Source organism: Streptomyces sp. NPDC058812 (genome assembly GCF_042744565.1).
GTDB lineage: Bacteria > Actinomycetota > Actinomycetes > Streptomycetales > Streptomycetaceae > Streptomyces > Streptomyces thinghirensis.
Map to the genome: position 1 here is coordinate 37,422 of NZ_JBHYOB010000011.1, position 26,494 is coordinate 63,915.

The 26,494-nt window shown below is 72.5% G+C and carries 21 protein-coding genes; 7 read left to right on the plus strand and 14 right to left on the minus strand.

Annotation, left to right across the window (positions count from 1 at the left end):
• The first annotated feature begins 24 nt into the window (after positions 1-24).
• The 4 genes from ACFW48_RS23030 to ACFW48_RS23045 all read left to right on the plus strand — a co-directional run bounded on the left by ACFW48_RS23030 (position 25) and on the right by ACFW48_RS23045 (position 9,085).
• Positions 25-2,619 carry an NACHT domain-containing protein gene (locus ACFW48_RS23030; RefSeq protein ID WP_386317432.1) on the plus strand — a complete coding sequence of 865 codons (2,595 nt, stop codon included), beginning with the start codon at positions 25-27 and terminating at the stop codon, positions 2,617-2,619.
• Between the two features lie 9 nt (positions 2,620-2,628).
• Positions 2,629-5,208 (plus strand): NACHT domain-containing protein, encoded by a 2,580-nt coding sequence (locus ACFW48_RS23035; protein ID WP_386317433.1) that lies wholly within the window; start codon positions 2,629-2,631, stop codon positions 5,206-5,208.
• A gap of 135 nt (positions 5,209-5,343) precedes the next feature.
• Positions 5,344-6,012: an HAD family acid phosphatase gene (locus tag ACFW48_RS23040; RefSeq protein WP_386317435.1), complete on the plus strand. Its 669-nt coding sequence runs from the start codon at positions 5,344-5,346 to the stop codon at positions 6,010-6,012.
• Positions 6,013-6,055: 43 nt separating this feature from the next.
• Positions 6,056-9,085, plus strand: coding sequence for an NACHT domain-containing protein (locus tag ACFW48_RS23045; RefSeq protein ID WP_386317437.1), 3,030 nt, complete (start codon positions 6,056-6,058; stop codon positions 9,083-9,085).
• Between the two features lie 76 nt (positions 9,086-9,161).
• Here the strand turns inward: ACFW48_RS23045 and ACFW48_RS23050 are convergent, their stop codons facing one another.
• Positions 9,162-11,687 carry an ATP-dependent Clp protease ATP-binding subunit gene (locus ACFW48_RS23050; RefSeq protein WP_386317439.1) on the minus strand — a complete coding sequence of 842 codons (2,526 nt, stop codon included), beginning with the start codon at positions 11,685-11,687 and terminating at the stop codon, positions 9,162-9,164.
• 430 nt (positions 11,688-12,117) lie between these two features.
• Between ACFW48_RS23050 and ACFW48_RS23055 the strand changes: the two genes are divergently transcribed.
• Positions 12,118-12,849: an SCO3374 family protein gene (locus ACFW48_RS23055; protein WP_386317441.1), complete on the plus strand. Its 732-nt coding sequence runs from the start codon at positions 12,118-12,120 to the stop codon at positions 12,847-12,849.
• Between the two features lie 38 nt (positions 12,850-12,887).
• Here ACFW48_RS23055 and ACFW48_RS23060 read toward each other — a convergent pair whose 3' ends face one another.
• The 10 genes from ACFW48_RS23060 to ACFW48_RS23105 all read right to left on the minus strand — a co-directional run bounded on the left by ACFW48_RS23060 (position 12,888) and on the right by ACFW48_RS23105 (position 21,395).
• Positions 12,888-13,223 carry an Lsr2 family protein gene (locus ACFW48_RS23060; protein WP_310871971.1) on the minus strand — a complete coding sequence of 112 codons (336 nt, stop codon included), beginning with the start codon at positions 13,221-13,223 and terminating at the stop codon, positions 12,888-12,890.
• 267 nt (positions 13,224-13,490) lie between these two features.
• Positions 13,491-14,000: an amino-acid N-acetyltransferase gene (locus ACFW48_RS23065; protein ID WP_121748368.1), complete on the minus strand. Its 510-nt coding sequence runs from the start codon at positions 13,998-14,000 to the stop codon at positions 13,491-13,493.
• 9 nt (positions 14,001-14,009) lie between these two features.
• Positions 14,010-14,420: a BlaI/MecI/CopY family transcriptional regulator gene (locus tag ACFW48_RS23070; protein ID WP_386317443.1), complete on the minus strand. Its 411-nt coding sequence runs from the start codon at positions 14,418-14,420 to the stop codon at positions 14,010-14,012.
• A gap of 176 nt (positions 14,421-14,596) precedes the next feature.
• Positions 14,597-14,776 carry a hypothetical protein gene (locus ACFW48_RS23075; protein ID WP_055418607.1) on the minus strand — a complete coding sequence of 60 codons (180 nt, stop codon included), beginning with the start codon at positions 14,774-14,776 and terminating at the stop codon, positions 14,597-14,599.
• Positions 14,777-14,799: 23 nt separating this feature from the next.
• On the minus strand, positions 14,800-15,414 hold the full coding sequence (locus ACFW48_RS23080) for a hypothetical protein (protein WP_386317445.1): 615 nt from the start codon (positions 15,412-15,414) through the stop codon (positions 14,800-14,802).
• Positions 15,415-15,876: 462 nt separating this feature from the next.
• A complete protein-coding gene (locus ACFW48_RS23085; RefSeq protein ID WP_121748364.1) occupies positions 15,877-16,674 on the minus strand; it encodes a type III pantothenate kinase in 798 nt (265 codons plus the stop codon).
• 5 nt (positions 16,675-16,679) lie between these two features.
• Entirely contained in the window at positions 16,680-17,660 is a 981-nt protein-coding gene (nadC, locus tag ACFW48_RS23090) for a carboxylating nicotinate-nucleotide diphosphorylase (RefSeq protein ID WP_386317718.1), read from the minus strand.
• 5 nt (positions 17,661-17,665) lie between these two features.
• Positions 17,666-19,399, minus strand: coding sequence for an L-aspartate oxidase (locus ACFW48_RS23095; protein ID WP_386317447.1), 1,734 nt, complete (start codon positions 19,397-19,399; stop codon positions 17,666-17,668).
• On the minus strand, positions 19,396-20,397 hold the full coding sequence (gene panC / locus ACFW48_RS23100) for a pantoate--beta-alanine ligase (protein ID WP_386317449.1): 1,002 nt from the start codon (positions 20,395-20,397) through the stop codon (positions 19,396-19,398). The genes ACFW48_RS23095 and panC overlap by 4 nt, the downstream gene beginning before the upstream one ends.
• Complete coding sequence (locus tag ACFW48_RS23105) at positions 20,394-21,395, minus strand: Rossmann-like and DUF2520 domain-containing protein (protein ID WP_386317450.1); 1,002 nt, start codon at positions 21,393-21,395, stop codon at positions 20,394-20,396. The genes panC and ACFW48_RS23105 overlap by 4 nt, the downstream gene beginning before the upstream one ends.
• A 272-nt stretch (positions 21,396-21,667) precedes the next feature.
• Between ACFW48_RS23105 and ACFW48_RS23110 the strand changes: the two genes are divergently transcribed.
• On the plus strand, positions 21,668-22,822 hold the full coding sequence (locus ACFW48_RS23110; RefSeq protein WP_386317452.1) for a threonine aldolase family protein: 1,155 nt from the start codon (positions 21,668-21,670) through the stop codon (positions 22,820-22,822).
• 25 nt (positions 22,823-22,847) lie between these two features.
• Here the strand turns inward: ACFW48_RS23110 and ACFW48_RS23115 are convergent, their stop codons facing one another.
• Positions 22,848-23,063 carry a hypothetical protein gene (locus ACFW48_RS23115; protein ID WP_386317454.1) on the minus strand — a complete coding sequence of 72 codons (216 nt, stop codon included), beginning with the start codon at positions 23,061-23,063 and terminating at the stop codon, positions 22,848-22,850.
• A 161-nt stretch (positions 23,064-23,224) separates the two neighbouring features.
• On the opposite strand from ACFW48_RS23115, the gene ACFW48_RS23120 reads away from it, so the two are divergent.
• Positions 23,225-24,331, plus strand: a complete 1,107-nt coding sequence (locus ACFW48_RS23120) for a DUF5937 family protein (protein WP_386317456.1) — start codon at positions 23,225-23,227, stop codon at positions 24,329-24,331.
• Between the two features lie 134 nt (positions 24,332-24,465).
• Here ACFW48_RS23120 and ACFW48_RS23125 read toward each other — a convergent pair whose 3' ends face one another.
• Together ACFW48_RS23125 and ACFW48_RS23130 are read right to left on the minus strand one after the other, a co-directional pair.
• Positions 24,466-25,140, minus strand: coding sequence for a response regulator (locus ACFW48_RS23125; protein WP_386317458.1), 675 nt, complete (start codon positions 25,138-25,140; stop codon positions 24,466-24,468).
• Between the two features lie 61 nt (positions 25,141-25,201).
• Positions 25,202-26,404, minus strand: a complete 1,203-nt coding sequence (locus tag ACFW48_RS23130) for a sensor histidine kinase (RefSeq protein ID WP_386317460.1) — start codon at positions 26,402-26,404, stop codon at positions 25,202-25,204.
• Positions 26,405-26,494: the final 90 nt, after the last annotated feature.

Genomic DNA, 26,494 nt, shown 5'->3' on the forward strand with positions numbered 1-26,494 from the left:
AGGGCGTTCGCCTAGGCTCGGAACATGGTCGACGTCACAGCACTCGGGGCCCGTGTCGCGTCCAGCGCGGTCGCTCCACTCGTCCGCAGGCTCTTCGTCCGGGACGGGCCGGGGGCCGGGCTCGTCGACCGGCCGGTGCGGATATCGGCGCTGGTGTCCTTCCGGAGCGAGAAGCGGAGCGTCACGCCCAGGGACGTCGACAAGGTCGCCGGAGAGCTGGTCCGCAGGGCGCTCGCGGCGGCCGGACCGCGGGAGCGGCCCGTCGACGCCACCGAGGCGACGGCCGTCAAGGACGCCCTGGCCCGCACCCTCGCCCGGCTCGGCGAGATCACCATCGAGGACTACGAGGCCGTCGGGCTCGGACCGGACCGCTTCGCCCGCGAGCTGCGTACGAACGTGCCGCTGTCCCCGTACGGCCTGGGCGAGGGCGGCCTGCTGCTGTACGAGCGGCTGCTGCACACCGCCTCGCTGCACATCCTGAACTTCCTCACCCAGCGCTCCACCTACGTCGCCCGCCAGCAGACCGTCCAGACCCAGCAGCTGGCCCGGCTGGTCCAGGCCGTCGACGTACTCCTGGAACGCCTGCCGTCCCAGTCGGCCGAGGACGCCGGGTTCGAGGAGCGTTACGCCGGTCACATCGCCGATCGGTACGGCACGCTCACCATCTACGGGCTGGACGCCGGGACCCGCGAGTGGCCGCTGGACACGGCGTACCTGAGCCTGGAGGCGACCCGGCCGCAGGCGGCAGGGCGGGCGGGCCGCCGGGACGCCGAGTACCTGACCGTGGCCGCCGAGCAGGTGCTCGCCGGCCAGGACCAGGTGTTCCTGCGCGGCGTCGCCGGCTCCGGCAAGACCACCCTGGTGCAGTGGCTCGCGGTGACGGCGGCCGGACGCGCCTACGACCACGGGCTGACCCACCTCATCGGACGCGTGCCGTTCGTGCTGCCGATGCGCCGGATCGTCCGGCCGGGGGCCGAGCTGCCCTTTCCCGGCGACTTCCTGCGGGCGGTCGGCTGTCCCGTCGCCGGGGAGCAGCCGCCGGGATGGGTGGAGCGCGTCCTGCGGGCCCGGCGCGGGGTGCTGCTGGTCGACGGCATCGACGAGATCGCCGGCGACCGCCGCGCCGCCGCCCGGCGCTGGCTGCGCGAGCTGGTGCGGGCCTTCCCCGGGAACCTGTGGCTGGTCACCTCCCGCCCCTCGGCCGTACCGGAGGACTGGCTGGCCGCGGAGGGCTTCGGTGAGCGCGTGCTCGCCCGGATGTCCCAGGACGACATCGCCACCTTCGTACGGCGCTGGCACCGCGCGGCCGGGGTGGCGGAGTCGGTCGGCGAGTCGCTGCTGGGGTCCGTGCGGACCACGTCCGAACTGAACCGGCTGGCCACCAATCCGCTCATGTGCGGCATGCTGTGCGCCCTGCACCGCGACCGGCGCGGCTTCCTGCCCCAGGACCGCAGGTCCCTCTACGAGGCCGCCCTGACCATGCTCCTGGAGCGCCGGGACCGGGAACGGGAGCTGCACGATCCCGACGGGACGCGACTGCCGTACGCGGTCCAGGTGCAGCTGCTGCAGAAGCTGGCGTGGTGGCTGATCCGCAACGGCCGCCAGGAGATGGACCGCGCCGAGGCCCTGCAGATCATCGGCCGTGCGCTGCCCGCGCTGAACCTGACCGGCACCGGCGACGAGGAGGTCTACCACGCGCTGCTGCTGCGCTCCGGACTGCTGCGCGAGCCCGCCGAGGGGCGGGCGGACTTCCTCCACCGCACCTTCCAGGACTACCTCGGTGCCCGGCTGGCCGTGCAGGAGATGGACTTCGACCTGCTGGTCGACCACGCCGGCGACGACGCCTGGGAGGACGTCATCCTGCTCGGCCTCGCGCATGCCCGGCCGAAGGAGGCGGAACGGATGCTGCGCCGGCTGACCGAGCTGGGCACCCCGCGCGGCACGCTGCTGGCGGCGGCCGGACTGCGGTACGCGGCGGAGGTGGACCCCGGGGTACGGAAGCGGGTGGAGGAACACCTGGCCGCCCTCGTCCCGCCGGCCACCTTCGAGCTCGGCAGCGAGGTCGCGCGCCGGGGCGGCGACCTGGTGCTCGGGCTGCTCCCCGGCCCGGAGGAGACCGACGACATCACCGCTGCCATCGTGGTCGGCACGGCCGTCGAGGTGGGCAGCGAGGCGGCACTGCACTTCCTGACCCGCTTCCGGACCCACCCCGGGCGGGACGTCCAGGTAATCCTGGCCGACTCCTGGCACCGCTTCGACCGGGAACAGTACGCCCGCGAGATCCTCGCCCACCTGCCCGAACAGTGGCCCGTGCAGGTGTCCACGCCCGACGACCTCCGCACGCTGCGCTCGATGGGCGGCTGGGAGCAGATCGTGGTCCGCGGGGCGTACCGGGTCGAGGACCTGACCGAACTGATCGTGCCGGAGCGCCTCACGTACCTGGCGCTGGAGGCTCCGCATCCGGTCGAGGGCCTGGCCTGGCTGTCGGCGTTCCCCGCTCTGGAAACGGTCCACGTGGCCGGTGACGTGGACACGGCCGTGGCCCAGGAGCTGCCGACCGGCATGGAATTCGCCCGGGGACCTTCCCAACAGCCGTCCCACACCCACCACCAGGGGTAACCCACATCCATGGATTCCGTCGTCCGCACGCCGTCCGACCTGGCCGCCCCTCTCGTCCGCAGACTCTTCCGCGAGCCCGTCCGGCCGCCCGTGTTCTCCGAACCGGTCCCCGGCCTCGTCACCTGGCACGGCCGGGACGCGTCCGCCACCCCGGACGACGTCCACCGCACCGCCGCCGACCTGGTCCACCTCGCGGCCGAGCGGCACGCCGCGCCCACCGCCGAACTGGCCCCGGTCGTCGATGTCCTGGCCCGCACCCTCCTCGCGGTCGCCGAGGTCGACATCACCGACGCCGACGCGGTACGGCTCGGCCCGCAGGACTACGCGCGGCGGCTGCGGGGCGCGGTGCAGGGCGCGGACCGGGAACTGTCGCCGGACGCCGCCTGGTTCCACGACGCGCTGCTGGTGTCCGTGTGCCTGCACGTCCTGCACCACCTGGTGCGGCGCTCCCCCTACCTCCAGCGCCACCTGGCGGGGCGGGCCGGCCGGATCGCCCAGCTGGTCGACCTGGGCGACGCGGAGGCGGCGGCCCGGCAGCCCGAACGGTCCGAGGAGGACGCGGCGTTCGAGGCCGAGTACGCCCAGTGGGTGGCCCGGCGGCACGGCTGGCTGACCATCGTCGGCGTGGACTTCCCCAACGCTCCGGACCGTTGGCCGCTGGAGGAGACCTACCTGAGCCTGGAGGCGGAGGAGCGCAGCGGCGGCGTGGGCGGCGCGGAGGACGAGCAGCGCACCGTCCTGCTCGCGGACCGCGCCCTGGAGGACCACGAACGCGTGCTGCTGCGCGGCGGCGCGGGCTCCGGCAAGACCACGCTGGTCCAGTGGCTGGCCGTGGCCGCCGCCCGCCAGGGCTCCCGGGTCCCCTTCGTCCTGCCCGTACGCCGCTTCGCCCGCGAGGGCTTTCCGGCGCCGGACGACTTCCTGCACGCGGTCCGGCACCCGCTGGCCGACCGGGCGCCGGAGGGGTGGGTGGTGCGCACCCTGCTCGCGGGCCGTGCCCTTCTGCTGGTCGACGGCATCGACGAGGCGCCGGAGAAGACGCGCGGCGAGCTGCGCGACCGGCTCCGCCGGCTGCTGCGCGTCTTCTCCGGCAACGCCTGCCTGGTCACCTCCCGGCCCTCCGCCGTGTCGGACGGCTGGCTCTCGGGGGGCGGGCTGGCCGAGGAGGACTTCGTCGAGCTGTCCCTCGCCCCGATGTCGCGGGACCAGGTGACGCGGTTCATCCGGGACTGGCACTCGGCGGCCCGGCTGGACGAGCAGAGCAGGTCACCGGGGCCGCGGGAGCGGGAACGGGGGGCGCTGGACGAGTACGAGCAGCGGCTGCTGCACTCCGTGCGGATCTACCGCGAGCTGCGCCAGCTCGCCACCAACCCCCTGATGTGCGGCCTGATATGCGCCCTGAACCGAGACCGCGCCGGCTCCCTCCCCAGCGGCCGCAAGGAGCTGTACGACGCCGCCCTGGAGATGCTGCTCCAGCGCCGCGACCCCGAGCGGGACGTGCTGTACGCCGACGACGTGCGGCTCCAGCAGAGCACCCGGGAGCGGCTGCTGCAGAAGCTGGCCCACGCGATGCTGGAGGAGGACGCGTCCGAGCTGACGCGCGAGCGGGCGGTCGGCATCCTGGACGCCGCGCTGCCCGCCATGCCCGCCGCCCGAGCGCAGGGGGACGGCGCGAAGATCTTCCGCCATCTGCTGCACCGCACCGGCCTGCTGCGCGAACGCTCGGGCGAGTCGGTCGACTTCGTCCACCGCACCTTCCAGGACTATCTGGCCGCCAAGGAGATCGTGGCGCGCGGACGGTTCCCCACGCTGGTGGACCACGCCCACCAGTCCGAATGGGAGGAGGTCATCCGTATGGCCGCCGCCCACGCCCGCCCCGAAGAGTGCTCCCAGTTCCTGGAGCGGCTGCTCGCGGCGGCGCCCGGACTGCGCCGCCCGCAGATCAACCACCGCCGGCTGATGGCCGCGGCCTGTCTGGAGCACGTCACCGAACTCGACCCGGCCGTCCAGCGGCTCGTCCACGACCGTACGAAGAACCTGGTGCGCCCCACCACCGAGCCGGCCGCCCGCGGGCTGGGCTGGGTCGGCCCCATCGTCCTGGAGCTGCTGCCCGACCCGGGGCAGGTCCCCGACGACCGGCAGGCACTGCTGCTCGCCATCACCGCCACCCGCGTCCAGGACGACGCCGCCATCGACTACCTGGCCCGCCTCCGGTCCCGCTCCGCCCTGCCGGTCCGCACCGAACTCGCCCGGGGCTGGCGGCACTTCGACACCGAGCGGTACGCCCACGAGATCATCGCCCACCTGGACCCGGACGGCCTCTACTTCCCCGTCGCCGACACCACCGAACTGGCGGCGCTGCGCGAACTCGGCGGGCGCCCGCGCATCCAGGTGGCCGGCGTGATGCGCGCCGAGGAGCTGCTGGCGGGCCTGGCACCCGAGCAGCTGACCCACCTCTGGCTCAACGCGGAGCTGCCCGACACGGACGTCTCCTGGCTGTCCGGCTTCCCCCGGCTGCGGGTACTGCGGGTCAACCCCCGGCTGCCGCGGGTGCGGAACGTGCCGGACGGGGTGGAGATCACGGCGTGAGGCCGGGCTCGGGCCAGGTGACTACTACTCAGTAACCCAATCGTTGCCGTGCAGCCACTTGTTGGGGCAAGCATGCACGCGACAACTTTGTTGCCGTCAGGCACCCGCGCAGGCATGAGAGGACCCCAACCCCCCATGACCGAACAGACCGGACAGAACAGACAGGCCCGCCAGTCCCGGCGTACCTGGAGGCGCGCCGCGGGCACGGCCGCCGTCACCGCGGCGGCGCTCACCGCGACGGTCGCACCGGCCGTCGCCGCCCCGGCCCAGACGCCGCGCGCCACGGCGACCGCGACCGCTGCGGCGGCGGACGTCGACTACGACACCTGGCAGAAGGACTGCCGGGCCGTGATGGACAAGGCCCTGCCCTACCTGAAGGAGCGGATCGCCGACGCCGCCCCCGGCGAGAAGCAGGCGATCGTCCTCGACATCGACAACACCTCCCTGGAGACCGACTTCGGCTTCAGCTACCCGCAGCCCGCCAACCGGCCGGTCCTGGAGGCCGCCCAGTACGCCCAGGAGCACGGCGTCGCCCTGTTCTTCGTGACCGCCCGCCCGGGCATCATCGAGGCGCCCACCGAGTGGAACCTCGCCCGCGCCGGCTACGAGTCCTCCGGTCTCCACGTCCGCGGCTTCCTCGACCTGTTCCGGGACGTCGCCGAGTACAAGACCGAACAGCGCGCCGAGATCGAGTCGAAGGGCTACACGATCATCGCGAACATCGGCAACAGCGCCACCGACCTGTCCGGCGGCCACGCCGAGAGGACCTTCAAGCTCCCGGACTACGACGGCCAGCTGTCCTGACGCCCGATAGGCTCCCCCCGTCGAACAACCACGGGGGTGGCGCATGGAACCGGCGGTACTCGGCGGGAAGTTGGCGTCCAGCCTGGTCGCCCCGCTGGTGAAGAAGCTCTTCGCGACGGGCGGCCCCGGCGCCGGACTGGTCGACCGGCCGGTCCGGCTGACCCACCTCGTGGCGTTCCGGGGCGAGCAGCGCACGCTCGGCGAGAAGGAGGTGCGCAGGCTCGCGGGGCGGCTGGTCGGGGCGTCCCTGGACTCCCCCGGCGAGCCGCCCTTCCCGCGCGACGAGGAGACCGCCGTCGCCGACGCCTTGGCCACGCGGCTGCTCGCCTTGGGCGACCTGGACATGGACGACGTACAGGCGGTGCGGCTGGGGCACCGGGAGCTGGCCAAGCAGTTGCAGTACCGGGGGGACGGCGCCTTCGGCGTCCTGTCCGCCGACGCCTGCTACTTCCTCGACTCCGCGACGGAATGGGCCTGCCTGCACATCCTGGAGTTCTTCACCCGACGCTCCACCTTCGTCGCCCGCACCCTGGTGGCCCAGACCCGCGGCCAGGCCGAGCTGATCGCCAAGGTCGACGAGCTGATCACCCGCACGCCACGCCCGGACGCCCGGGACACCGCCTTCGAGCGCCGATACCTGCCGTACGCGGCCGAGCAGTACAACCACATCACCATCTACGGCATCGACCTGCGCGACTCCCCGGAGAGGTGGCCCCTGGAGGTCGCCTACCTGAGCCTGGAGGCGACCGGCACCGAGGAGCGTGCCGCCCTCCCGGGAGAGCACACCGAACCGGAACGCACCGTCCGCCTGTCCGCCGAGGACGCCCTCCTCACCCACGACCGCGTGCTGCTGCGCGGCGACGCCGGCTCCGGCAAGACGACCCTCGTGCAGTGGCTGGCGGTGACCGCCACCCGGGACGGCGACCGGGTCCCGTACGTCCTGCCGCTGCGCACCCTGATCCGTGCGGGCACCCTCCCCGCCCCGGCGGCCTTCCTCACCGCCGTGGGCTGCCCGCTCACTCCACCCGAGGGCTGGGCCGAGCGCGTCCTCACGGCCGGCCGGGGCCTGGTCCTCGTCGACGGCCTGGACGAGATCCCCGCCGCCGAACGGCACCGCACCCGCGACTGGCTGCTCGCCCTCATCCGCGCCTTCCCCGGCAACCGCTGGCTGCTCACCTCCCGCCCCACCGCCGTACGCCCCGACTGGCTGGCCGCCGAGGGCTTCCGGGAACTGGCACTCACGCCGATGCGCCAGGACGACGTCGCGACCTTCGTACAGCGCTGGCACGCGGCCGCCCAGGCGCCCGAGTACGAGGGGAAACTGCTGGACGCCCTGCGCACCAAGCGCGACCTGGCCCGCCTCGCCACCAACCCGCTGATGTGCGGCCTGATCTGCGCCCTGCACCGGGAACGACGGGGCTACCTCCCCACGGGACGCAAGGAGCTGTACGACGCCGCCCTCACGATGCTGCTCGCCCGCCGGGACCGGGAGCGGGGCATGGATGCGGTTGAGCTGAGCGAGGAGGCGCAGCTGGAACTGCTCCAGCGGCTGGCGTACGCGCTGGTGCTGAGCGGGCGCACGGAGATGGACCTCGCCACGGCCGAGGGGATCGTGGAGCGCGCGCTGCCGTCGGTCGCCTCGGCGGCGGGGCAGGGTGACGCGGTGACGGTCCTGCGGGCGCTGGTATTGCGCAGCGGACTGCTCCGGCGGCCCGGGGAAGGGACCCTGGACTTCGTCCACCGCACCTTCCAGGACTACCTGGGCGCGCGGTACGCGGTCGAGGAGGGCCACCTCGACGTCATCGCGGGCCGTGCGGACGACACCCAGTGGGAGGACGTGATCCGCATGGCCGTGGCCCACGCCCGGCCCGGCGAGCGGGCGGTGCTGCTGCGCCGGCTTCTGGCGGCGGACACCCCCCGGCTGACCTTGCTGGCGCTGGCCTGCCTGGAGCACGCGACCGCCCTGGATCCGGCGGTGCGGGCGGAGGTGGAGGCGCGGGCGGGGGCGCTGATCCCGCCGGGGTCGAAGGAGGACGCGAAGGCGTTGGCGGAGGCGGGGCCACTGGTCCTGGAGCTGCTGCCGGGGCCGGAAGGACTCACGGACGCGGAGGCGCACGGGGTCACGGTGACGGCCTCGCTCCTCGCCGAACGTGAACCGGGCGGGGCGCTCGCCGTGCTGCGCCGGTTCCGGGAACATCCGGCGCTCGATGTCCGACGGCAGCTGGTGGGGACGTGGGACCGGTTCGAGGCGCGGGAGTACGCGACGGAGGTGCTGGACCACCTCGACCGGACGGACCTCTTCCTGACGTGCGGGTCACCGGCCCAGCGTGAGGCGGCCGCCACGATGGCGCCGTGGACTCAGCTCACGTTGCGCGGGGCGCACCGCATGGTCGACATCATCGGTTCCGCGGCGGACTTGGGGGCAGTGACCTCGCTGCAGCTCATCGCGAACCCGGAAGTGACCGAGCTGGGCGAGCTGGCGGCCTTCACCGCCCTGCGGGTGCTCCTGGTCAACTGCCCGTCGGCCCGACACCTGGAGCAGTTGGCACGGCTGTCGCTCACGGGGCTCCTGGTCACCCAGGCCGCCGATCTCTCCGGGCTCTCGGAACTCTCCTCGCTGGTTCAGCTGTCGGTGGCGGACCGGCTCCCCGGCGCCCGGCTGACCGACGCCCTTCCCACGGAGGCACTTCTGCAGTACCTCCACCTCGGCGACGACGCCACCATCGACACCGGTCTGCGGGGACTGGCGCACTGGGAGACGCTTCGCGCCCTGTACCTGGCTCCGACCGCGCCGCTCACCACTGAGGACTGGGCGGAGATCCAACGTCTGCCTCAGCTCAATGTCCTGCTGCTGCACGGCTCCCTCTTCCCGGACGGCATCGGGCCCGTGCCGCCCCTCCCTGGCGTCCTCGACCTCAGTCTCATCGACTGTACGGGAGACGAGGACCTGTCGATGCTCGCGGCCCGATTCCCGAACGTGCGCACCGTCCTCCTCAGCTCCGCCTCCGGCGCCCCGTTGGACACCGAACAGGTCGCTGCCCGCTTCCCCGACGCCGACGTGACTCTGGAGTGAGGGACGCCGACACGACGAAAGGGGCTGCCCGGGACCGAAGTCCCGGGCAGCCCCTTTCCAGGCTCACCCCGGAGGGCTACGCCTCCTTGCTCAGGTTCGGCCCGGCACCGCCGGCCGCCTGCTCGATCGGCGGGACGTCGGGGAGCGCCGACTTCTCCTCACCCCGGAAGGTGAAGATCTGGGCGTCGCCCTCGCCCTCGGTGTCCACGACCACGATGTGGCCGGGGCGCAGCTCGCCGAAGAGGATCTTCTCCGACAGCGTGTCCTCGACCTCGCGCTGGATCGTGCGACGCAGCGGACGCGCGCCCAGCACCGGGTCGTAGCCCTTCCTGGACAGCAGCTCCTTGGCGGACTGGGAGAGCTCGATGCCCATGTCCCGGTCCTTGAGGCGCTCGTCGACCTTGTCGATCATCAGGTCGACGATCCGCAGGATGTCCTCCTGGCTGAGCTGCGGGAAGACGACCACGTCGTCGACGCGGTTGAGGAACTCGGGCCGGAAGTGCTGCTTCAGCTCGTCCTGGACCTTGTTCTTCATGCGCTCGTAGTTGGTCTTCTTGTCGCCCGAGGCCGCGAAGCCGAGGTTGAAGCCCTTGGAGATGTCCCGGGTGCCGAGGTTGGTCGTCATGATGATGACCGTGTTCTTGAAGTCCACGACCCGGCCCTGGGAGTCGGTCAGGCGACCGTCCTCCAGGATCTGCAGCAGCGAGTTGAAGATGTCCGGGTGGGCCTTCTCGACCTCGTCGAAGAGGACGACCGAGAACGGCTTGCGGCGCACCTTCTCCGTCAGCTGGCCGCCCTCCTCGTAGCCCACGTAACCGGGGGGCGAACCGAAGAGACGCGACACCGTGTGCTTCTCGCTGAACTCCGACATGTCGAGGGAGATCAGCGCGTCCTCGTCACCGAAGAGGAACTCCGCGAGCGCCTTGGACAGCTCGGTCTTACCGACACCGGACGGACCGGCGAAGATGAACGAGCCACCGGGACGCTTCGGGTCCTTCAGGCCGGCACGGGTACGGCGGATCGCCTTGGACAGCGCCTTGACGGCGTCGACCTGGCCGATGACCCGCTTGTGGAGCTCGTCCTCCATGCGCAGCAGGCGGGACGACTCCTCCTCCGTGAGCTTGAAGACCGGGATGCCGGTCGCCGTGGCGAGGACCTCGGCGATCAGCTCGCCGTCGACCTCGGCGACGACGTCCATGTCGCCGGCCTTCCACTCCTTCTCCCGCTTGGCCTTGGCGGCCAGGAGCTGCTTCTCCTTGTCGCGGAGGGAGGCGGCCTTCTCGAAGTCCTGCGAGTCGATCGCGGACTCCTTGTCGCGGCGGACGCCGGCGATCTTCTCGTCGAACTCGCGCAGGTCCGGCGGCGCGGTCATCCGGCGGATGCGCATCCGGGAACCGGCCTCGTCGATCAGGTCGATCGCCTTGTCCGGCAGGAAGCGGTCCGAGATGTAGCGGTCGGCGAGCGTCGCCGCCTGGACCAGGGCCTCGTCCGTGATGGAGACACGGTGGTGCGCCTCGTACCGGTCACGGAGACCCTTGAGGATCTCGATCGTGTGCGGCAGCGACGGCTCCGCGACCTGGATCGGCTGGAAGCGGCGCTCGAGGGCCGCGTCCTTCTCCAGGTGCTTGCGGTACTCGTCCAGCGTGGTCGCACCGATGGTCTGCAGCTCACCGCGGGCCAGCATCGGCTTGAGGATGCTCGCGGCGTCGATGGCGCCCTCGGCGGCACCCGCACCGACCAGTGTGTGCAGCTCGTCGATGAACAGGATGATGTCGCCGCGGGTGCGGATCTCCTTGAGCACCTTCTTCAGGCGCTCCTCGAAGTCACCGCGGTAGCGGGAGCCGGCCACCAGCGCGCCGAGGTCCAGGGTGTAGAGGTGCTTGTCCTTGAGGGTCTCGGGCACCTCGCCCTTGACGATGGCCTGCGCGAGGCCCTCGACGACGGCGGTCTTGCCGACGCCGGGCTCACCGATCAGCACCGGGTTGTTCTTGGTACGGCGGGACAGCACCTGCATGACCCGCTCGATCTCCTTCTCGCGCCCGATGACCGGGTCGAGCTTGGACTCACGAGCGGCCTGGGTGAGGTTCCGGCCGAACTGGTCGAGGACCAGGGACGTGGAGGGTGTGCCCTCCGCAGGACCGCCGGCGGTGGCGGTCTCCTTGCCCTGGTAACCGGAGAGCAGCTGGATGACCTGCTGCCGCACCCGGTTCAGATCTGCGCCCAGCTTGACCAGGACCTGGGCGGCGACGCCCTCGCCCTCACGGATCAGGCCGAGCAGGATGTGCTCCGTGCCGATGTAGTTGTGGCCCAGCTGGAGGGCCTCGCGGAGCGAAAGCTCCAGAACCTTCTTGGCACGGGGGGTGAAGGGAATGTGACCCGACGGGGCCTGCTGGCCCTGCCCGATGATCTCCTCCACCTGCTGGCGGACCGCCTCGAGCGAAATCCCGAGGCTCTCAAGGGCCTTGGCGGCGACACCCTCACCCTCGTGGATCAGGCCCAGGAGGATGTGCTCGGTGCCGATGTAGTTGTGGTTGAGCATCCGGGCTTCTTCCTGAGCCAGGACGACAACCCGCCGCGCGCGGTCGGTGAACCTCTCGAACATCGTTAATCGCTCCTCAGAGCGGTCAGGCAGTAAGGGGAACTTCCCCTCCCTGTCCTTCCGCAGCTTAGTCCCGCAAGCGGGGACCGCTCATTCCAACTGCCGACACCGTCGATGGCCTCCTGACCCCTGACGCCGACATCTGCCACAACCCGATGGTGCGAGACGATGTTCCCGCAGGCCAGGCACTTACCCCACTCGCCAGTACGCCGATGGCGAACGTGAGACGGCCCAATCCGCGTGTCGCCCCCTCCCACTAGGGATGTCTTACCCGCTGGGACTGACACTCCATGCCGCGCGCCCCGGTTCCCTCCGCTACGGGCGAACAACCTTGCGCCTCCCCGCACCCCCGCACGCCCCCTCTTTCGACACTCAGCGCATTCACCGCGCAACCCAGCGTAACCTGAGCGCTCTTCCGGCTGTTGCACTTGGCATGGTCGGCGCCTCGCCCCCGGTCCCTCCGGTCCCCTCGGCCCGGACAGCCCCTGCCCATCCCTCCGCACCGGCGGCACCCACTGCCCCCGCGGTGCCGTTCCCCCGCCGGCCGCTCGAAGCGGGCGGCACGTGGGAGCGGGTGCGGTGGTGGTACGAGAGCGTGCTCGGCTGGCCGACGGCCCCCGGCGCCCCGGTACGGCTCCGCGTGGGCGTCCGCTTCGACGTACTGGACGTCCCGGCCGAGGCCGGCCACGCGGCACTGGAGCGGCTCGGGCTGCTCCGGCAGCCCGGTCCGGCCCCGCGGCGACCCGGCTTTCCGGTGGCCGTCCGGGGCGAGCGGATGCTGCTGCTCGTGGCGGCGGGCGGCGCGGAGGAGATGCCCGGGCTGCTGGAGTGGCTGGAGTGGGGCTCGCTGCCGCTCGACCTGACGGCGGTCGGCGCGGGCGGCCTCATGGAGGCGCCCCTGGCTCCCGAACCGGGCTCGGCCGGCCTGCCGCCGCGCCCCCCGGGTCGCGACGGCCTGCAGGGCGCCGCCGTCTGGCTGCGCGCCCCGGAGCCGGGGTGCGAGGTCGAGGCCTCGCTGCCGACACTGTCGGCCATGGGGGGCGCTGGAACCGCCCCCGATCTCGCGCGACTGGTCCAGACGCTGGCGACTCAGTGCCACCGGGTCCGACTCTCCCTGCCCTCGCCGTCCTCCCCGTCCTCCCCGTTCCAGCGGGTGACGCTCTGAAGGTGTTCGGGGCGGAGTACGTGGCGCGGGTCGGGTGATCAGCCGTTGGCCTTCTCGTACGCCTCGCGAATCATCGCGGGAACACGGCCGCGGTCGTTGACCTCGTAGCCGTTCTCCTTCGCCCACGCGCGGATCGCCGCGGTGTCCTGGCTGCCGCCGGAGGAAGCGCGCGCCTTGCCGCGTCCGCCCGAAGCACGGCCCCCGGTACGACGACCGCCCTTCAGGTAAGGATCGAGAAGCCCACGGAGCTTGTCCGCATTGGCGGTGGTGAGATCGATCTCGTACGTCTTGCCGTCCAGCGCGAACGTCACGGTCTCGTCTGCCTCGCCACCGTCGAGGTCATCGACAAGAAGGACCTGAACCTTCTGTGCCACCGGATTTCCTTTCATCGATAACTTGAGGGCCGGAGATCCGTCGGCGTCCGCCGTATCGCCGCCCCTTGTTATATGCAGTACTGCAGTACGTCGGAAAGCAAACCGCTTTTGCCGGAAAAACACAAACCCTCGACGGAGACCGGCAGCCCGCCTCCGGGCCGAAAAGATGCGCGTTTCGGACATAGGGAACCCCGGGAACGGTCCGTCGGTGGAATAAACCTGGCGAAGGGCTGTGGAGAGCTACGGATGCCTGCCGTTGCCCGACGATCACAGATGCAGAAGCATCCGGCTGTTGCCCAAGGTGTTCGGTTTCACTCGTTCGAGACCCAGGAACTCCGCTACGCCCTCGTCATAGGAACGCAGCAGCTCCGCGTAGACATCGGTGTCGACGGGCGTCTCCCCGATCTCCACGAAGCCGTGCTTGCCGAAGAAGTCCACTTCGAAGGTCAGGCAGAATACGCGGCGAACACCGAGCCAGCGTGCCGTCTCCACCAACTTCTCCAGCAGCCGGTGACCGACGCCGTAGCCCTTCAGGCCCGGCTTCACCGCGAGAGTCCGCACTTCCGCGAGGTCTTCCCACATCACGTGCAGGGCGCCGCAGCCGACCACCTCGGCGTTGTCGTCCCGTTCCGCGACCCAGAACTCCTGGATGCTCTCGTAAAGCGTCACCATCGCTTTGTCGAGCAGGATGCGGTCACGGACGTACGTGTCGAGGAGCCGGCGTACGTCGGGGACATCGCTGGTGCGGGCCCGCCGGACGGTGATGGCTTTTGACATGTGGGGACGCTATCGCTCGCCCGCGTCCGGTACCGAGCCGGGGTTGGGCGCGGGGGTTTCCGGTCCCTGCACGATGCGGATGGCGTCTCTGAGCGCCTCGCGCTGTTCCTCGCTCATCATGCCGAAGAAGGCGATGAGGGCGGCGGTGGGGTTGTCACTCTGGGACCATGCGTCGTTCATCAGCGCGGCGGCGTAGGCGGCGCGGGTGGAGACCGCCTCATATCGATAGGCCCGGCCTTCCGACTCGCGACGCACCCAGCCCTTCTGATGGAGATTGTCCAAAACGGTCATCACCGTGGTGTACGCGATGGACCGTTCCTGTTGCAGATCTTCCAGGACTTCTCGAACGGTCACGGGGCGGTTCCACTTCCACACCCTCGTCATGACAGCGTCTTCGAGTTCTCCCAATGGGCGAGGCACGCTCTGCACGATAGTGGGAGATCTGGGCGATGGCGTGCCGGACGTGCGATTTTGCGAGCAAATGGGCACAAAAAGGGCGTACGACTCCTCGCGGTGGGCGCGGGGGGTCGTACGCGGGTGTGGCGGTGCCTGGTGGGCGGTGGTGGCGGTGGTGCCGGAGGCGGTCCGGGGCTCGGTCAGGCCTCGGGGTGGGCGGGGGTCTGGCGGGCGCCCTCCGCTCGCGCGAGGGCGGCGTCGACCGCCGCGTCCTCCTTGGCCTTGTTGGCGCCGCCCTGGGTCTTCACGATCACCCTGATCACGCCGATGAAGAACACGGCCATGACGGCCGGGGGCAGGAGCGCGGAGACGTAGTCCATGGATCCAGGGTAGCCAGGCCGTGTCAGCCGGCCGCGAGGTGGTGCCGGGAGCCGGGGGCGGGCGGGGCCGGCCTGCGGCGCGGGAAGACCTCGCCCGGGGTGGGGACGGGGCGCTTCGGGGTGGCCGGGGCGGGGTGGGGGGCCGGTTTCTGGGCGGGCTTCTGTGCGGGTTTCTTGTCGGGCTGCTGGCCGCCGGGGAGAGCGTGGAGGCGGGTACGCGCGGCCGGGAGGACGACTGTGGCCGCGCGGGCCGTCGTGGCCGCCGTGGCCGCCGTCGACCCGCAGCGGGACAGGAGGGCGGCCGCGGCGGGGTTGCCGCGCAGGGCTCCGAGGGCGGCGAGGTCGTCCGCGCCCGGGCGGTGCCCGGCGCTCAGCGCCTCGTCCAGGAGCGCGAGGTAGCCGGTGGCGGTGCCGGGGAGCGCGGCGCGGTACCGGGCGAGGTCGGCCACCAGGAAGGCGCGCAGCCGGGCACTCTCCCGCATCGTCTCGTCGAGCGACTCTGCGAGGCGGAGACAGTCCTGGGCCTCCTCCGCCGAGACGGGGCTGGGGTTCAGGGCGAGGGCGAGGGCGCGCCGGAGCACACGCAGCTCCTGAGCACCGAACGCCATGCCGCCGCGGGATCCGTAGGGCGTGGGCATGCGGCGACGATACGCGCTAATCAGACAAACTCGGCATAGGGGGCGGGTGTGGCGTGGTGGGCCACTCGTATGCGGGTGCCTGCGGCGGCCTGTGCGGGTTGGGTGGGGGTGCGGGTAGCGCGTTCTGTTTTGTTGTGGGTCGGGCCGTGCCGGGGGGTGTCCGTCCTCGGAACGGCGCGGAATCGGTCGGCCGCGGAAGTGCCGGCGTTGACGCGCCAACCGCTGCGGGCGGACACCCCCCGACACGTCCCTTCTCGCCGTACGCGGCTCTCCGCCCGCGGCGCCGCCGCTGCGGGCAGTCGCCGCAGCTGCGGGCAGTCGTGCCGCCGGGGCGGCACGGGTGGGCGCGGCGGCACCCCGTAGCGCCGGGCCGCGCACCCACCCCGCGCCCGCACCCACGCCGGGCTCCCCGCAAGCGCCGGGCCGCGTCGCTCACCCCGCCGCCCACACCCTCGCCGACTGCTACATGCGGGACACGTTCCGCTCGTACACCAGGCGGAGCCCCATCAGCGTCAGCCACGGCTCGTGTTCGTCGATCACCGAGGACTCGCCGAGGACCATCGGCGCCAGCCCGCCCGTCGCGATGACCGTGACCTCGTCGGGGTCGTCGGCCAGCTCGCGGGCCATGCGGTTGACGACCCCGTCGACCTGGCCGGCGAAGCCGTACACGATGCCGGACTGCATCGCCTCGACCGTGTTCTTGCCGATCACGCTCCGCGGCCGGGCCACCTCGATCTTGCGGAGCTGGGCGCCCTTGACGCCGAGGGCCTCGACCGAGATCTCGATGCCGGGGGCGATGACTCCGCCGATGTACTCCCCGCGCGCGCTGACCGCGTCGAACGTCGTCGCCGTGCCGAAGTCCACGACGATCGCCGGGCCGCCGTACAGCTCGACGGCCGCGACCGCGTTGATGATGCGGTCGGCGCCGACCTCCTTGGGGTGGTCGGTGAGGATCGGGACGCCCGTCTTGACGCCCGGTTCGACCAGGACCGCGGGGACGTCGCCGTAGTAGCGGCGGGTGACCTCGCGCAGTTCGTGCAGGACCGAGGGGACCGTCGCGCAGATGGCGATGCCGTCGATCCCGTCGCCCAGTTCGTCGCCGAGGAGCGGGTGCATGCCCATCAGGCCCTGGAGAAGGACCGCCAGCTCGTCGGCCGTGCGGCGTGAGTCGGTGGAGATGCGCCAGTGTTCGACGATGTCCTCGCCGTCGAAGAGGCCCAGGACGGTGTGGGTGTTGCCTACGTCGATCGTCAGCAGCATGGGATCTACTCCGCCGCTCGCAGGTCCAGGCCGATGTCCAGGATCGGGGAGCTGTGGGTGAGGGCGCCCACGGCCAGGTAGTCGACGCCCGTGGCCGCGTACGCCTTGGCGTTGGTGAGGGTCAGGCGGCCCGAGGCCTCCAGGGCGGCTCGGCCGGCGACCAGGGCCACCGCTTCCTCGCACTCGTCCGGGGTGAAGTTGTCCAGGAGGATCAGGTCCGCGCCCGCGTCCACGACCTCGCGGAGCTGGTGCAGGGTGTCGACCTCGACCTCGATGGGGACGTCGGGGAAGCGCTCGCGGACGGCCTGGAAGGCCGCTGCCACGCCGCCGGCGGCCACCACGTGGTTGTCCTTGACCAGGGCGGCGTCCGAGAGGGACATGCGGTGGTTGACGCCACCGCCGCAGCGGACCGCGAACTTTTCGAGGGAGCGCAGCCCGGGGGTCGTCTTGCGGGTGTCCCGGACCTTCGCCTTCGTGCCCTCCAGGACGTCCGCCCACGCGCGCGTGGCCGTCGCGATGCCCGACAGGCGGCACAGGAGGTTCAGCGCGCTGCGCTCGGCGGTGAGGATGTCGCGGGTGCGGGTGGTGACGGAGAGGAGCTTCTGGCCGGCTTCGACGCGGTCGCCGTCCTCGACGTGGCGTTCCACCTCGAACTCGTCCGTGCAGACGACCGACATCACCGCCTCGGCGACTCTGAGGCCGGCCACCACGCCCGCCTCGCGCGCGGTGAAGTCGGCGGTGGCCACGGCGTCCTCGGGGATGGTCGCGACCGTCGTCACGTCCGCGCCGCCCGCCAGGTCCTCCTGGATGGCGAGGTTCGCGAGGTCCTCGACCTCCACGGGGTCGAGGCCGGAGTCCAGCATCAGGGCCGCGAGCGCGGGGTCGAGGCCGCACTCCATGAAGGCGTCTTCGTCGGTGTCCGCGCCGCAGGCGCAGCCGTCGCCGCAGCCTCCGGTGGAGGCGAGGGGAAGGTCGGGGGTGTTCACTGCTGTCACTGCTCCTGGGGACGCTGCGCCGGCTGGGGGCCGTGGGTGGTCGGGGGGAATTCTGGCGTGTCCGTGGTGTGCACGGCGAGGGATCGGTCCGGATTCAGGCGTACGACGATGTGGCGGCGCCACGTGGTGTCGTCGCGGTCCGCGTGGTCCTCGCGCCAGTGGCAGCCGCGGGTCTCCTCGCGCTGCGCCGCCGCGGCCACCAGGACGCGGGCCACGCAGAGGAGGTTGGTGGCCTCCCAGGTGTCCACGCCCGGCTCGGACGTCTTGCCGTTCTCGTGCAGGGCTTCGCGGGCCTCGGTGTGGAGGTGGAGCAGCTGGTCCGCCGCCCGCGTGAGGGAGTCGGCCGAGCGCAGGACGCCGGCGCCGTCGGTCATGATCCGCTGGATGGTCAGGCGGGACTCGGGCGGGAGGAGCGGGTGCGCCGGGTGAGCGGGCTGCTGGAGAGGTGCGGGTACGCGCGCGTGGAGGGTGCCGTCCGCGTGGCCGGCGGCTATGTCCGCGGCGATGCGCTCGGCGTAGACCAGGCCCTCCAGGAGTGAGTTGGAGGCCAGGCGGTTGGCGCCGTGCACACCCGTGCAGGCGACCTCGCCGCACGCGTACAGGCCGGGGACCGTCGTACGGCCGTGGGCGTCGGTGCGGACGCCGCCGGAGGCGTAGTGGGCGGCCGGGGCGACCGGGATCGGCTCGGTGACCGGGTCGATGCCGTGCGCGCGGCAGGCGGCGAGGATCGTGGGGAAGCGGTGCTCCCACATCGCCGCGCCGAAGTGGCGCGCGTCCAGGTACATGTGCTCGGCGTCCCGCTCCTGCATGCGGCGCGTGATGCCCTTGGCGACGATGTCCCGGGGGGCGAGTTCCGCGAGTTCGTGCTGTCCCCGCATGAAGCGCACGCCGTCGGCGTCCACCAGGTGGGCGCCCTCGCCCCGTACCGCCTCCGAGACCAGGGGCTGCTGGCCCTCGGCGTCCGGACCGAGGAAGAGGACGGTGGGGTGGAACTGGACGAATTCGAGGTCGCTCACCTCGGCGCCCGCGCGGAGGGCGAGCGCGACGCCGTCGCCCGTGGAGACGGAGGGGTTCGTCGTCGCCGAGAAGACCTGGCCCATGCCGCCGGTGGCGAGGACGACGGCGGGGGCGTGGACCGCTCCGACGCCGTCGTGCTGGCCCTCGCCCATGACGTGCAGGGTGACGCCGGCGGTGCGGCCCTCGGCGTCCGTGAGGAGGTCGAGGACGAGGGCGTTCTCGACGGTGCGGATGCCGCGTGCGCGGACCGCCTCGACCAGGGCCCGGGAGATCTCCGCGCCCGTGGCGTCGCCGCCCGCGTGGGCGATGCGGCGGCGGTGGTGGCCGCCCTCGCGGGTGAGGGCCAGGCCGCCCTCGGTGGACTCGTCGAAGTGCGCGCCGGTCGCGATGAGGCGGCGTACGGCGTCGGGGCCCTCGGTGACCAGGATGCGGACCGCCTCCTGGTCGCACAGCCCCGCGCCGGCGACCAGGGTGTCGTCCAGGTGCTGCTCGGGGGTGTCACCCTCGCCGAGGGCCGCCGCGATGCCGCCCTGGGCCCAGCGGGTGGATCCGTCGTCCAGGCGGGCCTTGGTGACGACGACCGTGCGCAGGCCGGCCGCCTCGCAGCGCAGGGCGGCGGTGAGGCCGGCGACGCCGGAGCCGACGACCACCACGTCCGCGGCGATGGCCCAGCCGGGTGCGGGTGCGTGCAGTCGTATGCCTGTGCTGGTCACGAGGCGGCTCCGAAGGTGAGGGGGACGTTGTCGATCAGCCGGGTCGCGCCGACCCGGGCGGCGACGGCGAGGACGGCCTCGCCGGTGTGGTCGTCGCCGATCTCGGTGAAGTCGGACGGGTCGACCAGGGCGAGGTAGTCCAGCTCCAGCGGCGGATTGGCGCGGGCCGCGTCGTCCAGTACCAGGTGGGCGGCGGCCCGGACGGCCGTGGCGCTACCGGGAACGGATGTGGCGACGGCGTGGGCGTCGGCCGCCGCGCGGGACTCACCCAGGGCGCTGAGCGCCTCGGCACGCGCGTGGGTGGCGGGCACCTCGCGGGCCCGCGCGCGCAGCGCCTCCTGGGCCGCGTGCCGGTCGAGGCCGGCGAACAGGGCCTGGGAGAGCGCGAGGGCGGTGCGGCGCTCCCGGGTCGAGAGGTAGCGGTTGCGGCTGGACAGGGCCAGGCCGTCCTCCTCGCGCACCGTGGGGACGCCGACGATCTCCACGCCGAAGTTCAGGTCGCGGACCATGCGGCGGATCAGGGCGAGCTGCTGGGCGTCCTTCTGGCCGTAGAGGGCCAGGTCGGGGCGGGTGAGGTGGAGCAGCTTGGCGACGACGGTGAGCATGCCGTCGAAGTGGCCGGGGCGGGAGGCGCCCTCCAGGCGTTCGCCCATGGGGCCGGCCGTGACGCGCACCTGGGGTTCGCCGCCCGGGTAGACCTCGTCGACGGCGGGGGCGAAGACGGCGTCCGCGCCCGCCCGCCCGGCGATCCCCAGGTCGGCGTCCAGGGTGCGCGGATAGCGGTCGAGGTCCTCGCCGGCACCGAATTGCAGGGGGTTGACGAAGACGGTGACGACGACCTCGCCGTCCGGGCCGGCGAGGGCGCGGGCCGTGCGGACCAGGGTGGCGTGGCCCTCGTGCAGGGCGCCCATGGTCATCACGACGGCCCGGCGGCCGTGCCGCACGCGCGCGTGCAGCTCGTCGGCGGTGCGCAGCAGGGCGGGCGGGGCGGTGGTCATCGGGCGTCTCCCTCGGTGCCGTCGGTGCCGTCGGTGCCGTCCGCGGGGTCGGTGCCGTCCGTGCGGTCGGTGCTGCCCGTGCCGTTGGTGCCGTCCGTGCCGTCGGCGAGTACTCCGAGCAGGTCCTCCGCCAGTTCGGCTTTCAGCAGCCCGTGGTCCAGGGCCCGGTCGGCGGTCGCGCGGGCCATGGCCAGGTAGCCGGCGACGGCCTGCGGGGCGTGTGCGCGCAGTTCCACGATGTGCGCGGCGACCGTGCCCGCGTCCCCACGCGCGACGGGGCCGGTGAGGGCCGCGTCGCCGGAGCGCAGGGCGTTGTCGAGGGAGGCGCCCAGCAGCGGGCCGAGCATCCGGTCGGGGGCCTCGACGCCGGCCGTGCGCAGCAGCTCCATGGACTGGGCGACCAGGGTGACCAGGTGGTTGGCGCCGAGGGCGAGCGCGGCGTGGTACAGCGGGCGCTTGTCCTCGGCGATCCACTCCGGCTCGCCGCCCATCTCGATGACCAGGGCCTCGGCGGCCAGCCGCAGCTCCTCGGGCGCGGTGACGCCGAAGGAACAGCCGGCCAGGCGCTGGACGTCCACGGGGGTGCCGGTGAAGGTCATCGCCGGGTGCAGGGCCAGCGGCAGGGCGCCGGCCCGCAGCGCGGGGTCCAGGACCCTCGCGCCGTACCGCCCGGAGGTGTGCACGAGCAGCTGGCCCGGTCGCACCGCGCCGGTCTCGGCGAGCCCGGTCACCAGGCCGGGCAGGGCGTCGTCGGGGACCGTCAGCAGGACCAGCTCGGCGCGCTCGAGGACCTCGGCGGGCCGCATGAGCGGCACGTCGGGGAGCAGCGCCGCGGCACGCCGTCTGGAGGCGTCGGAGACACCGGAGACGGCCACCGGGCGGTGCCCGGCGAGCTGGAGGGACGCGGCAAGCGCGGGGCCCACGCGTCCGGCGCCGACGACGCCTACGGTGAGACGCGCGGGGCGGTCCCTGGGGTCTGGCTGTGGGGTTGTGTTCACGCGACGGCGGCCTTCCCGTTCCAGTCCGCTCGGGGTACCGGACGATTTCTCGTCATGTTAACGCGATTGGTTCGGGGGACGTTCGGTTGTCCACAGGCTGTGGGTTTCCGTGCGGCGACGGGGCACACTCTCACGCGCGCGTGGAAACGCGTGACGGAACCCGTGGGGAAACCCGGGTGCCCGCGCCGACGTCCGCGCGGCATGATCCCGGCATGAGCGATACGGCGGCAGGACAAGCGGAATCGGCAGGATCGGCAGGATCAGTAGACCCGATGGAACCGACGGAATCGGCGGAGGAGCGCGGCCGGCGGCTCCGGGAGCGGCGCGTGGCCGCCCACCGCGACGCCCGGCGCGTACTCATCGGCCCGGGGTTCACGACCACCCTGCGCGAGCGGCTCGCCCTGCTGGACGGGGCCGCCGAGCTGTACGACCTCGACGAGCCGTCCGACGTGTACGGCAACGGCATCGTGGCGGCCCTGGAGGAGAAGGTCGCCGCCCTGCTCGGCACCGAGGCCGCGGCCTTCTTCCCGACCGGCACCATGGCCCAGCAGGTGGCCCTGCGCTGCTGGGCGGGCCGCACCGGCAACCCGGTCGTCGCCCTGCACGGGCTCAGCCATCCCTTGATGCACGAGCGCGACGCCTTCAGCCGGGTCAGCGGGCTGCGCCCGGTGCGGGTGACCAGCGAGCCCCGGTTGCCGACCGCCGACGAGGTGCGCGACTTCGACGAGCCGTTCGGGGCGCTGATGCTGGAGCTGCCGCTCAGGGAGGCCGGTTTCGTACTGCCCACCTGGGAGGAGCTCACCGGGGTCGTCGAGGCCGCGCGGGAGCGCGACGCGGTGGTCCACTTCGACGGGGCCCGCCTGTGGGAGTCCACCGTCCACTTCGGCCGTCCACTGGCCGAGATCGCGGGCCTGGCGGACAGCGTGTACGTCTCGTTCTACAAGTCCCTCAAGGGCTACGGCGGCGCCGCCCTGGCCGGCCCCCGGACGCTGATCGAGGAGGCGAAGGCCTGGCGCCACCGGTACGGCGGCGCGGTGTTCCAGCAGTTCCCCACGGCGCTGTCGGCCCTGGCCGGCCTGGAGCGCGAGCTGCCCAGGCTGCCGGAGCACGTGGCCCACGCGCGCGTGGTGGCCGCCGCGCTGCGGGAGGGCTTCGCGGCGGCCGGGCTGCCGTGGGCGCGGGTGCACCCCGAGGAGCCGCACACCCAGGAGTTTCAGGTCTGGCTGCCGTACGACGCCGATGTCGTCGGCGAGGCCGCGGTGCGGCAGGGCGAGGAGACGGGGATCCTGCTCTTCTCCCGGGGCTGGGGCACGCCCGGACCGGGGCTCGCCGTCACCGAGGTCGGGGTGGATCAGGCGGGCCTGGACTGGACGGCCGACGAGGTGAAGGCGGCGGTCGCCGACTTCGCGGCCCGGCTGACCGGCTGAGCGGCGGCGCGCCCGGCCGCCCGCGTCAGCCGAGAGCCCGCGGCCACAGGGACCACCACCGGCGCAGGGCGCGCCGCACGCGGCCGCGCGCCGGGCGGCCGGCGAGCACGGCTCGGAACCGGCGGCGGTCGTGCCACTCGCGCACGACCTGCCGGTCGTGGGTGCCGGGCGCGGGCGGCGCGGGCTCGCCGAGCTGCCGGGCACGGTAGGTGTCGAGGAGGTACTGCTGCGTGATGCTCATGGGGATCGCCTTCTCAGGAGACGTAGAGGTGGAAGCGGGAACGGGCTCCGCGGCTGCCCCGGTGACTCCAGACTGCTCCGGTAGGGCTCCGCGGTCGCGCCGATTGACGGCGGCAGTCAATCGACGGCGGCGTTGTCGGTGGCGGGGTGCACCATGAGGGCATGAGCGTGCGCATCGACATCGCGGGGCTGCGGCCGGAGAGGATCGCCGTCGTGCCCTCGCCCCTGGCCGAGTTGGGCATGGCGCTGCACGCGCTGTCCGAGCCGGGGCACCACCCGGGCCTGCAGGGCTGGGCGACGGGGGTGACCGCCCGGCTCGACTCGCATCTGGCCGACCGGATGTGCGAGGCCGACTTCCTGTGGCGGACGACCTTCTCGGACCTGTTCATGCCGTTCGCCGGCGTGCCGGGCCGCAGCACGCTGCCCGGCGCCACCCTCGCCGAGGACCTGGACCTGCTCGACAAGCTGTCCGACGATCAGTTCGTGGACGCGGCACTGGAGTTCACCTGCGCCCTGCCGTACAGCAGCGGTGGGGCCTCCGCGCTCGCGGACGCCGAGGTGCGCCGGCGCGCTCTGGACCTGGCCGCCGCACGCGGACCGCAACAGCTCCGTTTCAGCGAGCGGCTGCTGGCCGATCCGCCGCTGATCCGCCGCTGGCTTCGGCAGTTCGCGCAGGACTGCGACGAGGCGTTCTTCGCGGAGGCCTGGTCGCGGCTGCGCCACCAGCTCGCGGCGGACGCCCGCCACAAGACGGACCTGCTGCACCGCAAGGGCCTCGCCGAGGCGCTGGCCGCCGTGTCCCCGGCGGTCACGCTGGACGAGAGCGCCGCGCGGATCACGGTCGACAAGCTGGGCGACGGCCGTTCGGCGACGGCGGACGGCGGGCTCCTGCTCGTCCCGACGAGTCTGGGCTGGCCGCATCTGATGGTCCTGCACCGGCACGACTGGCAGCCGGTGCTGCACTACCCCGTCGGCTCCCCCGAGCTGGCCTCGCCGCCGTCGGTCGAGCAGCTCACGTTGCGGATGACCGCGCTGTCCCACCCCGTGCGGATGCGGATCTGCCGCCATCTGGCCCGCAGCGCGTACACCACGAGCGAACTGGCCCAGGCGCACGGCATGACGGCCCCGGAGATATCCCGTCACCTGGGCGTCCTGAAGAAGGCCGGCCTGATCACCACCCGCCGCCGCGGGCGGTACGTCCTGCACCAGCTGGACGTGACGGTGGTGGCCCGGCTGGGCAGCGACTTCCTGGAGGGCATACTCCGGTAGCCGCCGTGCTGGCGGTCAGTCGAACCGGAGGTGGCGGATCCCGACCCCTGTCTGTGTCCTGCCGCCCCCGAAGGGCCGTTGACCCACGGGAGCCGGCGCGGACCCTACCGACGCGGTGCCCGCCGCGAGGGTCGTCAGCCCTGTCCCCCGCCCGCCCGCACCAGCCCGGTCTCGTAGGCGAGGACCACCACCTGCACCCGGTCCCGCAGGCCCAGCTTGGTCAGGATGCGGCCCACGTGCGTCTTCACGGTCGCCTCCGACAGCACGAGCCGGGCCGCGATCTCCCCGTTGGACAGGCCCTGCGCCACCAGCACCATCACCTCGCGCTCTCGCTCGGTGAGCCGCTGGAGTTCCTTGTGCCGGGGCTCCTGACCGGTGGCCGGCAGCATCGGCGCGAACCGGTCCAGGAGCCGGCGCGTGGTCGAGGGGGCGACCACCGCGTCGCCGCTGTGCACGGAGCGGATCGCGGCGAGCAGCTCGCCCGGCGGCACGTCCTTGAGCATGAAGCCGGAGGCGCCCGCCTTCAGCGCGGAGAAGGCGTACTCGTCGAGGTCGAAGGTGGTCAGGATCAGCACCTTCGGCGCGTTCGGGTCCACGCAGATCCGGCTGGTGGTCTCGACACCGTCGAGCTTGGGCATGCGGACGTCCATCAGGACGACGTCCACGGCGGTCGAACGCAGCACCTGGAGGGCCTCCACGCCGTCTCCCGCCTCCGCGACGACCTCCATGTCCGGCTGGGCCGCCAGCACCATCCGGAACCCGGTGCGCAGCAGCACCTGGTCGTCGACGAGCATTACGCGGATCGCCATCGGTGCCTCTTCCTTACAGGCTTACAGGTGTAAACGCGGTACGTGCGTATGGGCGCGGGTGTCAGTGTGCGGGTTTCAGCGGCAGCAGCGCACTGATGCGGAATCCTCCGCCCAGCCGCGGTCCGGCGTCCAGGGTGCCGCCGACCATGCCGACCCGCTCGCGCATGCCGATCAGGCCGTGGCCCTGGCCGTCGAAGCCGCCCTCCTCGTACAGCTCGTGCGGGGCGCCCTTGCCGTCGTCCTCGATGAGCAGCCCTAGCCCGTCGTCGAAGTAGACCAGGCGCACGCTCGCGCCCGCGTTGGGGCCGCCGTGCTTGCGCGTGTTGGTCAGCGCCTCCTGCACGATCCGGTACGCGGTGAGCTCGACACCGCTGGGCAGCTCGCGCGGGGTGCCCTCGACCGTGAAGTCGACGGGCAGCCCGGAGCCGCGGCATTCCTCGACGAGGTCCTCGATCTGCCGGACGTCGGGCTGCGGGACGTACTCGCCGACCTCCTGGTGCTCCCCGGTGCGCAGCACGCCGAGCAGGCGGCGCATCTCCGCGAGGGCCTGGCGGCCGGTGGAGGAGATGGTCTCCAGCGCCTTCTTCGCCTGGTCGGGGGCGGCGTCCAGGACGTAGGCGGCGCCGTCGGCCTGCACCACCATCACGGAGACGTTGTGCGCCACGACGTCGTGCAGCTCGCGCGCGATCCGGGCGCGTTCGGCGGCGACCGCGACCTTGGCCTGCGCCTCGCGCTCCTTCTCCAGCCGCGCGGCCCGTTCCTCCAGCTGCGCGAAGTAGGCGCGGCGGGTGCGGATGGAGTCGCCGAGCACCCAGGCGAGGGCGAAGGGCACCGCCTGGAAGACCGTTATGGCGATGTTGCCCCCTATGCCCGCGTCCTCCATCGGCCAGCGCAGCTGGGCGACGGGGGCGGCGCACAGCCCCATGGCCAGCGCGGTCCGGGATGCCCAGCGGGCGCCGGTCGCGGCCACGGTGTAGACGATCACCAGGAAGGCGAAGTCGGCCGGCATGGCCGGCACGTCCAGCACCAGCTGCCCAAGGCCCAGGGCGACGGCCAGCAGCAGCATCTTCTCCAGCATCAGCCTGCGCAGCGCGATCACCACGCAGAGCAGCAGGACGAAGGGAACGATCAGCGCCGTCGTGTCCGTCCCCCGGGCCTCCTCCTGCGGAGCCATGGACATGAGGGAGATACCGAGCAGGGCGAGGGCCCAGAAACAGTCGACCCCGATCGGGTGTCTGCGGAGGAAATCGTAGAGGCGCTGCACGTAACCCAGCGTAGGGAAGGGTGATAGGTGCAGGGGTCAACCGGAGGGCCGATCCGTATCGCCCGCGCATACTCCGCAAGGTGGAGGCTC

Coding starts and splice junctions, on each gene's coding strand:
- ACFW48_RS23115 (WP_386317454.1), bottom strand. CDS start 23,063: ATGAGCATCACGCAGCAGTACCTCCTCGACACCTACCGTGCCCGGCAG.
- panC (WP_386317449.1), bottom strand. CDS start 20,397: ATGACCACCGCCCCGCCCGCCCTGCTGCGCACCGCCGACGAGCTGCAC.
- ACFW48_RS23075 (WP_055418607.1), bottom strand. CDS start 14,776: ATGGACTACGTCTCCGCGCTCCTGCCCCCGGCCGTCATGGCCGTGTTC.
- ACFW48_RS23050 (WP_386317439.1), bottom strand. CDS start 11,687: ATGTTCGAGAGGTTCACCGACCGCGCGCGGCGGGTTGTCGTCCTGGCT.
- ACFW48_RS23125 (WP_386317458.1), bottom strand. CDS start 25,140: ATGGCGATCCGCGTAATGCTCGTCGACGACCAGGTGCTGCTGCGCACC.
- ACFW48_RS23040 (WP_386317435.1), top strand. CDS start 5,344: ATGACCGAACAGACCGGACAGAACAGACAGGCCCGCCAGTCCCGGCGT.
- ACFW48_RS23080 (WP_386317445.1), bottom strand. CDS start 15,414: ATGCCCACGCCCTACGGATCCCGCGGCGGCATGGCGTTCGGTGCTCAG.
- ACFW48_RS23120 (WP_386317456.1), top strand. CDS start 23,225: ATGAGCGTGCGCATCGACATCGCGGGGCTGCGGCCGGAGAGGATCGCC.
- ACFW48_RS23035 (WP_386317433.1), top strand. CDS start 2,629: ATGGATTCCGTCGTCCGCACGCCGTCCGACCTGGCCGCCCCTCTCGTC.
- ACFW48_RS23045 (WP_386317437.1), top strand. CDS start 6,056: ATGGAACCGGCGGTACTCGGCGGGAAGTTGGCGTCCAGCCTGGTCGCC.
- ACFW48_RS23030 (WP_386317432.1), top strand. CDS start 25: ATGGTCGACGTCACAGCACTCGGGGCCCGTGTCGCGTCCAGCGCGGTC.
- ACFW48_RS23065 (WP_121748368.1), bottom strand. CDS start 14,000: ATGTCAAAAGCCATCACCGTCCGGCGGGCCCGCACCAGCGATGTCCCC.
- ACFW48_RS23055 (WP_386317441.1), top strand. CDS start 12,118: ATGGTCGGCGCCTCGCCCCCGGTCCCTCCGGTCCCCTCGGCCCGGACA.
- ACFW48_RS23085 (WP_121748364.1), bottom strand. CDS start 16,674: ATGCTGCTGACGATCGACGTAGGCAACACCCACACCGTCCTGGGCCTC.
- ACFW48_RS23110 (WP_386317452.1), top strand. CDS start 21,668: ATGGAACCGACGGAATCGGCGGAGGAGCGCGGCCGGCGGCTCCGGGAG.